Origin of the sequence: Marinovum algicola (assembly GCF_900109145.1) — a bacterium.
Classification (GTDB): domain Bacteria; phylum Pseudomonadota; class Alphaproteobacteria; order Rhodobacterales; family Rhodobacteraceae; genus Marinovum; species Marinovum algicola.
In genome coordinates this window covers 1-10548 of record NZ_FNYY01000046.1, presented here as the reverse complement: position 1 = coordinate 10548, position 10548 = coordinate 1, and the positions used below count along the sequence as shown (strand labels likewise).

The 10548-nt window shown below is 52.9% G+C and carries 8 protein-coding genes, 1 tRNA gene and 1 pseudogene; 9 read left to right on the top strand and 1 reads right to left on the bottom strand.

Going from position 1 to position 10548, the window contains the following annotated elements:
• Positions 1-185 precede the first annotated feature (185 nt).
• A tRNA-Ser gene (locus tag BMW90_RS25675) sits at positions 186-275 on the bottom strand.
• A gap of 281 nt (positions 276-556) precedes the next feature.
• On the opposite strand from BMW90_RS25675, the gene BMW90_RS26540 reads away from it, so the two are divergent.
• The 9 genes and pseudogenes from BMW90_RS26540 to BMW90_RS25635 form a co-directional block, all read left to right on the top strand.
• On the top strand, positions 557-1111 hold the full coding sequence (locus BMW90_RS26540) for a hypothetical protein (RefSeq protein WP_139211559.1): 555 nt from the start codon (positions 557-559) through the stop codon (positions 1109-1111).
• Between the two features lie 102 nt (positions 1112-1213).
• Complete coding sequence (locus BMW90_RS25670) at positions 1214-3019, top strand: site-specific integrase (RefSeq protein WP_083416223.1); 1806 nt, start codon at positions 1214-1216, stop codon at positions 3017-3019.
• On the top strand, positions 3012-4679 hold the full coding sequence (locus tag BMW90_RS25665; RefSeq protein WP_074840585.1) for a hypothetical protein: 1668 nt from the start codon (positions 3012-3014) through the stop codon (positions 4677-4679). The genes BMW90_RS25670 and BMW90_RS25665 overlap by 8 nt, the downstream gene beginning before the upstream one ends.
• A 397-nt stretch (positions 4680-5076) precedes the next feature.
• Positions 5077-5994 (top strand): hypothetical protein, encoded by a 918-nt coding sequence (locus BMW90_RS25660; RefSeq protein ID WP_074840583.1) that lies wholly within the window; start codon positions 5077-5079, stop codon positions 5992-5994.
• The gene (locus BMW90_RS25655) at positions 5984-6475 is read left to right on the top strand and encodes a helix-turn-helix domain-containing protein (RefSeq protein WP_074840581.1); all 492 of its coding nucleotides are present in this window, start codon (positions 5984-5986) and stop codon (positions 6473-6475) included. Before BMW90_RS25660 ends, BMW90_RS25655 begins: the two co-directional genes overlap by 11 nt.
• Positions 6472-8496 (top strand): hypothetical protein, encoded by a 2025-nt coding sequence (locus BMW90_RS25650; protein ID WP_074840578.1) that lies wholly within the window; start codon positions 6472-6474, stop codon positions 8494-8496. Before BMW90_RS25655 ends, BMW90_RS25650 begins: the two co-directional genes overlap by 4 nt.
• A gap of 166 nt (positions 8497-8662) precedes the next feature.
• Entirely contained in the window at positions 8663-9745 is a 1083-nt protein-coding gene (locus BMW90_RS25645) for a PIN domain-containing protein (RefSeq protein ID WP_074840576.1), read from the top strand.
• Positions 9746-9857: 112 nt separating this feature from the next.
• Positions 9858-10073 (top strand): annotated as a pseudogene (locus BMW90_RS25640) (transposase); the annotation flags it as partial.
• Between the two features lie 254 nt (positions 10074-10327).
• On the top strand, positions 10328-10548 hold a 221-nt coding region (locus BMW90_RS25635; protein ID WP_170850634.1), incomplete at its 3' end, for a transposase.

Genomic DNA, 10548 nt, shown 5'->3' with positions numbered 1-10548 from the left:
ATCGGTCAGCCAGAAAAGATCAGACATTTCACCGCTCCGTTTTCGGAACCGTGAATCACGCGTTGCAGCGGAAATCAATGCATCCTGACCCTAGGGCCAGTGCTCAGCCCCTCCCGCATAACCCTCGAAAACAACGAGAAAATCCGGCCGCAGCCGGATCGCGAGAACGCTTTCGCTGGGGCAAGTGGCGGAGACGAAGGGATTCGAACCCTCGAGACGGTTTCCCGCCTACTCCCTTAGCAGGGGAGCGCCTTCGACCACTCGGCCACGTCTCCGCGGATGGGTATAGCCGCGCAAGCCAAGGGGATACAAGGCGAAATTCCGAAATTAGCAAATCTTCTCGGCCGACACTCCAAACCTTTGAAATGGCGCCAAAAGGCACCGCGCGGCACCGTTCGGGGGAAAGATTTGGACAATTCCCTCACGCGGGTTCGCGGCTTGGGCAGGCGGAGCATTTCACCGAGAAAGGCCTGTGGTCACGATTCGAGATGGCACGACCGCGCGTTTCCGCAACGCGATCATCGAACCCAACTCCTCGACAAGAGGAAGTTGCATCATGAACAAACTCAATCAAGATCCTGGCTACGCCACCCTTGCAGAGCTTGCTGCCTACTGGCGGATGCCGTCGAAACGTGCCGCACGCGAACTCGCCCGGACGCTCGGCCTCCGGCGGGTGCGAGGGAAATTCCCTTGGTTTGCAATCTGGCAAGCGGAAAGGCTTGCGCCGCCCCCCAAGAAAAGGTGGGACGAACTCAAGCATCCCCATCTGACAACAACCGATCTGGCAGAACTGCTCGGAGAGTCTGAACGCTCCGCGAGACGTCGGGATCACGCGAAACCTGATGCGGGCTTTCCCGATCCCGTGCCAATCCGAAAGAAGCCCAAGCTGTGGCGGGCATCACAGGTCAACGCCTGGTGCGCAGGCCTCCCGGTCCCGGTCTATCGGGTGAAGTCCAGATTGGAACAGGTGACCGTGACAGAGACGCCAAAGGCCTCGTCGAAGGCAGACTTCAACGGTTTCGATCCCTACGCCCAGAAACGGTTTGCGGCCAAGCCGAACCGCAAAATGACAGCCTCGACGGCGAACGGAAAAACGGACGAACACCCATGAATAATCTTCCGGCAATTCTCTACAGGTGTCTGCCGTTTTGCTCTTCGCCACAACGAATAACGGCCAAACTTGCCTTCAAACGGCCATATAAGGAAATTACCCATGTCCTTTGATCCCTATCTTCGCGAAGTCCACGCGCCTGCGCAAGAAACAATCCAAAATTTGCAGGATGTGCTCACTTGGGTGAACAACGATTGCGAATGTGAAGAAACCACCAAGAACGGATATCGCGGAGCGCTGCTCTGGGTATCAAAACATGCTCGGAAACCGCTCCACAGTATCCCAGCAGATCGGGACGCTGTCCTTGCCAAGTTTCCGGATCAAGAATTTACGAGGGAGTGGGCAAAGACTTACAGCGCATTCCGAGCCCGCAAGAAGAACCTGTCAGCCGCAATCAACGGCGCAACGGGCGTTATCGCTGAGAAAGCCGCGCGAGCGTCTCGAATTGACGGGTGGCACCGCTTGATATCGCGCCTGCGCGTCCTGCTTCGGGCTATTCCGGAGCCGCCATCTGCTCTCCATCCCCACAGAATCATCTCAATTCAAGCTTTAGCGGCATTGGCCCGGACACTGGACATCGATGCATGTGATTTGGCAGGCGACGTGCCACGAAAGCTCTACAGGGCCGCGAAGGATGCTGGGCAGCGAGACGCATGCAAAGATGCAATGGCCTTAATGAACGCCGTGAGGGAGCTCGACGACGGCGAAGTGATGGCTGCTCTCCCACAGTCGGCAATAGTGTTCACCCGCCCTCAGAATCCTGAGCACATTGAAATTCCCGAGACGCTCAGCGAGGAGATCGATGTCTGGGTGCATGTTGCGACACGCGGCGAATGGTCTCCCACGGATGAGGAATATGGACCGGGCCCTTTACCTGGCGCATACCGTTCAGCCGTCAGGAAGGTTGTAAGGACCGCCCTCGCGATCCAGGCGATCCGCAGCGACTCTGAGACGATCGCACCTGTCTTCAGCAACGCAACAATGACGGAAGTGGTCCGCACTTGGAGGAAATGGCACGTTGATGCCGATCCGCGAGCAATGAAGAAAAAAACAGCGATCGGGTATCTTGAGTGCGTCCGAACACTCCTCGAACGAAATGGTGAGGGTCGTGATCATGTTGATCTTATAATGAAAACTGACCTATGGCTGTCCGGTCACCGCAACAACATGTCGCCGCGCACAGAGCGGTTCTGCCGACGGGTTGTGCGCGATCTTCAAGCTCGCGGAGATTTTCTGGCACTCCAGATCAAGTATCGTAAGGCCGCCGAGCTTCATCTGCGAGCAGCAAAGAAATTTCCCTCCAACTCCGTGAACCATCTCGCCAAGGCCCGGGTATACGGAACGATTGCGGCGTTTGCCGCTATTGAAACCGACGCTGCTCCTCTGCGCATAGGTAGCGCCCTCCCTATGACCTTTCGGGGTAAGGACCCCTGGTTAACCCTTGGCTCAAGCAAGAACAGTGACGGGCATCTAATCGTGCCTGCCGCAATGACGAAAACTAAGAAAAAAGCCATCAGTGCGCCCATTTCGGCGAAAAACCGAACGCGCGGGCTCGAAACGCTCCGCTGGTATGAAAGGCACATCCGACCTCTTTATCCACACGCTGGAGAAAACGATTTCTTCTTTCCCGGCGTTCAAGCCCGAAACCAGCCTCTATCCTACGCTACCTTCTATAAATGGTGGACCCAAACGATTCCGGAATTCGGATTCCCCGGAATGACGCCGCATATGTTCCGCCATGGACAGGCCTCAATCCTTGTAGCGAATAATCCCGGTGACTGGGGTTACGTGATGGCGCGGCTCGGAGACGCACTAAGCACCTGCATGGATTACTACGGATGGATCGACGAGGAACGATTGATCTTGGAAGGACAGAACCAACTCACCCGGGGTCTGCCAAATGTCTGATCTGCGCGCCCTCCTGTTAGATGCCATCGACCCTGCGAGCGATGCTTTCGACAAGCGAAGCCGTCGGCACGTAAGCCGCTTCTGCGACTGGCTGGCACAGAGCCCGGTGAAAAGCGTCAATCGCCACCTATTCCTCGCCTACGGCGCCGCACGCGGCACGCGCGCTGTTCTCTCGGACCTTGAGAGAGCGCTCGACAATTGGCTAACAGACCAAGATGGCGTCCGGCAAGAGTTGCGGGCCGCCGTCCTGGATCATCGCCGACGTGTGGATGGAATGGAAATGGTTGTCGATATGGTCCGGGCGCCTTGGTGGGCACCTTTCATTGCACACTGTGATTTGGATCGCCTCTCCATTCTCGAATTCAAGCGTTTGGATGCTTGGCTTTCCTGGATGCATGAAAGGGGCAAGGCCGACCCATCGGAGGAAGACTTTCTTGAATTCTGTAGAGGCGCCGGTTCCGAGGTGCCCCTCGTGTCCCTACAAGCGGCCATCGCAAAGCTGCGCTTACCTGAAATTCCCGCACTGATGTTGGCGCTCCCTGCGGCAATCGCTAAGAAGCGGGCGATGACCAAAGGGCCGAAAACACCAAGCCCGCGCACATCTTGGTCACGCTGCCATTCAATCGCGGCAGAAGACCTACCCTCCGATTGGCGAGCCACTTTGTGCGTTCTGCGGTCACACGACGAGATGTCCAGCACGAAGACTCTGTCTTCCCAATCTATCGACTCTCAAGAAAGGCGCCTACGCGAACTGGCGAAATCATGCGATACCAGCGATTTGCCCGTGTCCCTTACCACGGCTACGTTCATCAATCACATATGGGCGATGAGGGCACGGGGATGCAGCGCGACCACATGCGAGATCAATGCAGGTTTCTTGGTGCGTTTTGCGGGCTACCACGGGGTAGACCAGAGCGAGCTGGACGAAATGAAGGCCATTCACAGGCAACTGAAGCGTGAAGCCAAGGGTAACGTGCCGCGGAAATTCCAGAGGTTGGCCACGGTCGGATCGGTGGAAAACGTCCTCGGGAAAGCGTCCGAGCTCCTCGAGCAGGCCCGGATGCAGAAATCGCTCAAGCTTCGCGTGTCGTATCTGAACGGAGCCTGCGCTTTGGCCCTTTTCGCACTGGTGCCCCTCCGGGTAAACGACTCCAATCTGCAATGGGGAAAAAACGTGACCTATGATGGGGAATATTACCGCTTGTATGTCCGAACGGGGAAGAGGGGGAATGTGTTCAGGGGGCCGGTGGCGAAATTTGTAACTCCGTTTCTGGACGCGTTGCTCTTGCGCGGTTGCGATAGAGTATACTTGGACGAATTTCGCAATGCCGCCGAGTTAGAGCAACGGCATTTATTCGCGCCTGCTGACGGTGGGCATCTTTCTGACAGGTGCGTCGCGAACCTCTGGGCCCGTCATATCGGATGCAAACCGCACATCGCACGGACCTTGGTCCACACTGAGCTCGGGCGCATGGGGGTCGAAGGCGTCGCACAAGCTTTGGCTCTGTGCGCACAGAGAGACCCTGCAACCGCCAAATTTTATCAAGATATGGCCATGACCGACGCGCTGCTACTGAAGAGCAACGAACTGCTCCTGCAAGGTTTCAGCGATACGGAGGTAGAGGCGATATTTGGGAGGTCAGATAGCCAAACTCTGTGAGACCGAGATTTCCTACGATCAAGCAGCCGAACTGCCTGAGGAGAAGCTGTTCCGAAATCCATGAAATCGACTGCATGGTTCCGCCGGAGCATGAGATCGACAGCCCGAAAACCGCCAAACATGCTCCTACCAGTGATCAGCCCCCCCCCAAGAAGGTCATCCCCCAAGAGTAGAGCAAGCACAGCGGTAATCGGTGTCTTAGAGGCAAAGGCAAGTCACCCCAGTCGCGTTCAACGCGCGATGCCGTCGAGTTTTGAGAGATGGCGGAACCCTTGATTGCTGAGAGATAGCCATACGGCCACCTCGAGGCATAAAGCTCGCTGCTTTGCTGGCTATGAAGCTTGAGGTGCGTAAAATCTTTGTATAACCAGTAGTTGAATGGGGGAGGGCATCGGTGATGATGAGCGCGAGACAAGTTTGGAGCCCAGATGACTGGGAAATTTTCTCCCAGGCGCTACTTCAAGGACGCCATGGCCCCCTCAATGTGCAGAAAATCCCCGCTGCTCACAAAGGTGATTTTGGGTTAGACTATTATTGCACCAAAGACTCAGTCGCTTATCAATGTTACGCAGTTGAAGAACCTATCGATATATCGACAAGAGCCGATCGTCAGAAGAAAAAGATCACGACAGACCTCAAGAAGCTTATCAAGAACGAGAGTCAGGTTAGCAAGCTGTTCCATGGATCACCCATCGGCCACTGGGTCCTGCTGGTGCCACTACACGACAGCAAAGATGTAAACCTACATTGCGCGAAGAAGACCAAAGATCTGCGAGACTTAGGCACTACCAGTCTCGACCCGTCGATAGAGGTTGTGGTTCAAGACCTTGAGAGCTTCCCAAGAAATTCAGTCACCAAGGGACTATCACAGCTTTCAAATGTAACGCTGTCCGTTCCGTCGCCTTCAGAAGAAGAACTTGCCGCTTGGGCTGAAGGATCATTGGACTTGCTATCTACGGCTACTAAAAAACTTCGAAAGCGAGCGAGGCCTGAGGATCTCGATGCCACGGTGAACGAGGCGGTTCGGTCGTTTATTCAAGGGAATGCGTTACTCGACGCTCTTCGCGCTGGGTCACCGGAACTGCATGAAAAAGTTATGTCCGCGGTAAGAAGTCGCGCACGGCGGTTAGAGTTTGCTGGCCCAAAGCCGGCGGGATCGCCAGGCGAAGTCTTGCACTCGGAGCTTGATGCGCTGATCTCCGCCCTACAGGATGCAGCCCCAAGTCTGTCATCAGAGAATACAGAGCAGATCGCTTACGGTTCGATATCTGAATGGATTATGCGATGTCCGTTGGATTTTCCGAATGCCCAATAGTGCGAAAATCTGGGATTCCATTCTTGGAAGCCGCTTCACATATACCTCTCGCCCCGATCCCATATCAGGCGACTTGCGGTTATCTTGGGGAATCTCCATCCTATTACTTTCGCTATTTTTTAGCCGAAGACAAACATCAAACTTCCAGAAGCTACAGTTTATGACGCACGCGGTCTTATCGCCGGAAGGAAGGCACGAGATACGTGGGCTTCTCTCTGGAGAATACAGTCCAAGAGAAGTTTCTGTTCGGGTAGAGCCTTCGCTGAACCGAGCGGTAGCGCTTTCAAGCGCATTAAAGTTGGTGAGCGTCGAGAAAGGGCGCTCAATAAAGCTCACGGCCGCTGGCGAAAAGCTGGCGGAAGAAATAGCCGGCGAACGTAGCGGAGCACTTGAAGTGGAGGCAAATTTTCTGCGAGAGGTAGCTCCGAAAATGACTGATGCCTTAATGAAGAAAGTTTGGCGCTTAGAGGATATCCAGTGACATTGCGTTTTCGAAAATTGCGCCTACGAGCAATCACCTCAGACGGAGTCTACGGAACAGATATCTCATTCTCTGAGGGCCTTACTGTGTTGTGGGCCGACAATACCAAAGGCAAATCAACGTGCATGCAGGGTATGATATATGCACTCGGACTTGAGAGAATGCTCAGCCCTCGCAGAGAGATCCCTCTCCCACACGCAATGACAACATACCTGAATACCGACGACGATAAGCGAGTTGAGGTTTTGGAATCGAGCGTATCTCTCGAATTATCCAACAATAATGATCAGATTATTACGGTTAATCGTGCAGTAAAAGCGTCTACGGATAAACGCTTGGTGACAGTCGACTTCGGCGCCGCACTAACTAATGAAGAAACCGGCTTACGTCGGCAAAATTTCTTCGTTCATGATCCGGGTGCCGCTCAGCGTGAGGATGGCTTCCATCATTTTCTCGAAAGCTTCATAGGATGGCACCTGCCTCAAGTTAGACGCTACGATGCTCCGGACACAAAACTTTATCTGGAGACCGTTTTTCCCCTGTTCTGGGTCGAGCAAAAATTCGGCTGGTCTGCCATACCTGCTGCTATTCCAACTTACATGAGGATTCGAGAAGTTCATAAACGGGCGGTCGAGTTCATCTTGGACCTCGATGTCTACAAGCTTGAAGCCGAGAGGGAGCGACTTTCTGAACGGCTCGCTGCAAACAGCAAAGATTGGTCGGTTGTCCGCCAGGAACTGGAGCTAACTGTTTCCAAGTATGGAGGAAGAGTGTCTAAGCTGAGCGATAAGCCTATCGCAGATCCTGAAACACTCTCACACGTGCGGATCGAGTTGATCGAAGATGGTGAACGCTTGCCGCTGGATTCAGTTATTAGCCATCTCCGCGGGGTCATCTCTGAAATGGCAGAGAACTTAGTCCCGGACGTAAAGGATCAAGCCGGGGAAGTCGCGCAGAGATTGGAGAGATATATACGCTTAACCGACGAGCTCAATGCAGAGAAATTGCGCATTCATGGAATTCAACAAATCAAATCTGCTGATATCCGGTCTCTCAAACGCCGCATTATCGCTTTAGAAAACGATCTCGCGAAAAACCTGGATGTGCAGAAGTTACAAAAATACTCCGGCGTTTCGGAGATCTTGACGCCTGATAGATGCCCCACATGCGAGCAAGCACTCGTGGACGCTCTCGTTTCGCAAGATTCTCTATCGTCGGTGATGCCTATTTCGGAAAATGTTGAGTATATCCGGGCGCAGAAAAAAATGTTTGAAAGTATACTTGCCAGAGAACAAGCGGAAGAGGAGGAGCGCCGTGATAACGTTTCCTCCATTCGTCAAAAACTCTCTGACTATTACTCTCAAATTCGCTCATTAAGATCAGAGTTGATTGCACCGGACGCGATGCCCTCAGCCGCGACTATTGAACAGCGCCTCCGGGCTGAAGCACGCTTGAAAGATCTTGAGTCGCTTATGACCACCTTCGAAGAAGCAATGGAGCGCTTTGAAAGTTTGCAAGTGGCTTACCGAGAAATTCTGTTGGACATGTCTAAGACACCTAAGGAGAAGCTTTCTCAAAGTGATAAAGAGAAGCTGGTATGCTTGACGGATCTAATGCGAGACCATGTAAGGGATTTCGACTTCACCACGTTTCCGCCTTCTGAACTGTCGATCTCTCAAGACAGTTACAAGCCTGAGAAAGAAGGCTTTGAAATTGGCTTTGAAACTTCAGCCAGCGACGCTATTCGATTAAAGTGGGCCTATCAGCTGGGCCTTCTCGAGCTCGCATCTGTGAAACCGACCAACCACCCTGGAGCCCTGATTTTTGACGAACCACGCCAACAATCTTCTTCGCGGCCGAGCTTTGAAAACCTGCTGCATCGCGCAGCACAGGCAAAAGCGAGAGATCAACAAGTAATATTTTCTACAAGCGAGAACCTTGAAACCCTTCGGTCGATAACTTCATCGATTGACTGTTCTGAGGTGATCTTCCCTGGTTACATCCTCCAGAGGCTTGAATAGCATTTCTTCGAGCCGAATCTCCTACCCACCTGAGCAACATGCAGCACAAACCAAGCTCTCTACGTTACCTACCCATGGCTTAGTCCTGATAATAACTGCCAGACCCGACCCAACTCTCCGTATTAGGTAAAGTATATTCGTTTGCGACCCGAGATAGATGTAACTTATGACCACCATATACATTGATACCAACATTTTTATGAACGAGAGCTTCTTCCGTTCGGCTCAAGCCCTGGCGTTCCTTAAAGCCTGCTCGATTGTCCAGGTTTCGGTCGTGATACCGGAGATCGTTATTGATGAAGTCTTAGGTAACTACCCAAAGAAGCTAAGAACGAAGGCCAAGGAATTCCAGCGTGTGCAGAGGGAGCTCGGGAGGCTGATCGACATCGACATGCAAGATGTTTCGGTCACAGATGAAGTTAGCGACTACGAGGATTGGCTGTATCAACTCATCGACGAAAAGGGCGTCGTGATAGCCCCTTACCCCAAAATATCAGTAAAAGAACTTGTGGATAGATCATATTGCGGAGAGAAGCCATTCAAGGAATCCGGTGAAGGACATAAAGATTTCTTGGTCTGGGAGACAGTCAAAGAACATATAGACAGCGATTCCACTACCCCGCCGAATTTCTTTGTTACCAACAACGTTAAGGACTTTGGAGGAAAGGACGAAGCCGACAAAGACATACTTTTCGAAAAGCTGGCGGAACAGATCGAAGATGTGAAACGACGGCCTGTGCTCTTCACCTCTTTAAGGGCTGTGTTCGATAAAGTATTGGCCCCGCACCTACAAGATATTTCCCTTGATGAAATTCCGGATCTGAACTCTGATGACATACAGATGATGACAGAACGATATCTCCTGGAGGATTTACCTCAGCGAACGGCATTTGGTTTCGAAGGGGTGCCCTTCGGCAACGACGTGAACATTTCGGGCGTTGGAGCATCGGATATCTCAGAAGTCACACTCAAAAAGGTGGATGATGAAGTTGTCATCTTCGTGAGTGGCTCCGTTGAAATTGAGGTAGATGGATTTATGGAGAAGCACTCCTATTATTCTGACGTTGACCCTGACGGAGGCTCTAATGTTTATGTGGTAGACTCCGATTGGAACAACCATGTCATGGCAGTTAGCTCTTCAGTTGAGACCGCATTCGAACTGAGCATCGTATATTCAGTGGCAGAGGAAAAGGTCACCGGCTACCAAATTGCGTTACCGGACGAGATCGAAAGCGATTGGTATCAATAGGTATATTTGGTTCATCCCCCGCTTTATATAGGTGGTTCCGGAAATCTGAACAGCCGGGATAGGTGGATTATCCGCGCAACAGCAGCATGATGCTGCGAGCGAGGAGAAGACCATGGCAAGACGACCACGCCGGAATCACAGCCCGGCATTCAAGGCGAAAGTGGCAGTGGCCGCAATCAAGGGCGAGAAGACCCTGATCGAGCTGGCGCAGGATTTTGACCTCCATCCCAACCAGATCAAGCAGTGGCGTGATCAGCTTCTTGAGGGCGCGAACGGGGTTTTCGGTAATGGGCCGAAGGCCGAGCCGGAACCGGTGGTCGATGTGAAGGCCAAAGTGCTTTAACCTATCGTTGCTGGACAAGCAGAAAACATCTTGATGATGTAATTCGTCATGTCTCAACTGATTTCGTTGCTGTTCAAATAGCCACTACTGGTCGATCATGAACGCTCTCCAGTGCATCTTCGTTAATGCGTTAGTGCATCGTAACCGCCCGATTTGAACCGCCTGCTCGTATGTCCCGGTGATTGATAAGAGACGTCCATAATGACGTCATTAGAGACGTCTCCTACAGGGAGGCAGGGATGCGGGGCGAAATTCTGGGCGTGGAGCGTCGGCGCCGATGGAGCGACGAGGAGAAGTTGTCGATTGTGCTTTCGGTCGGGGTGAACGGCGCGACGGTATCGCAAGTCGCGCATCGGCACGAGATCAGGCGGCAGCAGATTTATGCCTGGCGATATGAACTGAGGAAGAAGGGGCTTCTGACGCCTGACGACACTGCGCTGTTCTTGCCGGTCGATATTGC